Raw genomic sequence first — 814 nt, forward strand, 5'->3', positions numbered from 1 at the left:
TATTGCCAGGCGCTCTTAGGTCGCATCCGTGGGGCGTATCAGCATGCACGTGCTGGTTCCGTGGGCTATCAGCCTGCCGGCGGGGTCGAGCACGCGTGCCTCCGCGAGCGCGGTGCGCTTCCCGATGTTGATCGTCCGGCCTTCGCAGGTGAGCTGATCGCCGTCAAGTTTCACCGGACGAATAAAGTTGACCTTGAGCTCGAGCGTGGTGTAAAGGACTCCATCGGCGAGCTCGGTGAAGATCGCGCTTCCCATGGCGGTGTCCATGAGGGTCGCCAGAACACCGCCGTGCACGGTGTATATGGCGTTGGCCGTAGCCGGTGAGGGTGTGAGTGTGTACACCGTCCGGCCCTTCTCCACCGACTCGAGTGTTATACCCAGTGAGTGGCCGACCCCGATCCCGGCCGCCATTCCGTGCGCCAGCAGTTCCCGCAGTTCGCGTATACGGTTCAGCGCCGGGTATTCCTCTTTCGCACCGTTCACCTGCACGGGTTCCGCCTCCTTCGGATCGACTCCGGCCGACTGTCCATTCTCACCGGATTGTACGAGGGAATCGTTGAGTCGGAGCTCCGTGACGATGGCCGGGTGGTGAACAAAACAGCGATCTCATCGATGATCTTGCTGGACAAGCTGTCGATCACCAATCTGTACCTGGGGGGCAATCCGACGGTCTGGTTACGCCCGGGGATCCCGCACGACGGCTATCTGGGTGAGTTCCTCATGCGGACGAAGGGAATGATCCGTTCGGGCGTGTGACCGGCCCCCGCTGGTGTCGTCTCTGCTGCGCGAGCACGTCGCTCGCGCAGCACAATGG

Annotated in this window: 2 protein-coding genes; one reads left to right on the top strand and one right to left on the bottom strand. The window is 62.3% G+C overall.

Annotation, left to right across the window (positions count from 1 at the left end; translation table 11 throughout):
• Positions 1–15: 15 nt before the first annotated feature.
• Entirely contained in the window at positions 16–489 is a 474-nt protein-coding gene (locus tag U9977_RS18785) for a PaaI family thioesterase (protein ID WP_322750588.1), read from the bottom strand.
• 123 nt (positions 490–612) lie between these two features.
• Between U9977_RS18785 and U9977_RS18790 the strand changes: the two genes are divergently transcribed.
• Positions 613–756 carry a hypothetical protein gene (locus U9977_RS18790; protein WP_322750589.1) on the top strand — a complete coding sequence of 48 codons (144 nt, stop codon included), beginning with the start codon at positions 613–615 and terminating at the stop codon, positions 754–756.
• The last annotated feature ends 58 nt before the right edge of the window (positions 757–814 follow it).

It is taken from the genome of Protofrankia sp. Cas8 (assembly GCF_963555845.1).
In the GTDB taxonomy this organism is placed as follows: Bacteria; Actinomycetota; Actinomycetes; order Frankiales; family Frankiaceae; genus Protofrankia.

Bases quoted from the DNA above. Each gene is read 5' to 3' on its own strand.
- U9977_RS18790 (WP_322750589.1), top strand. From the start codon at position 613: ATGATCTTGCTGGACAAGCTGTCGATCACCAATCTGTACCTGGGGGGC.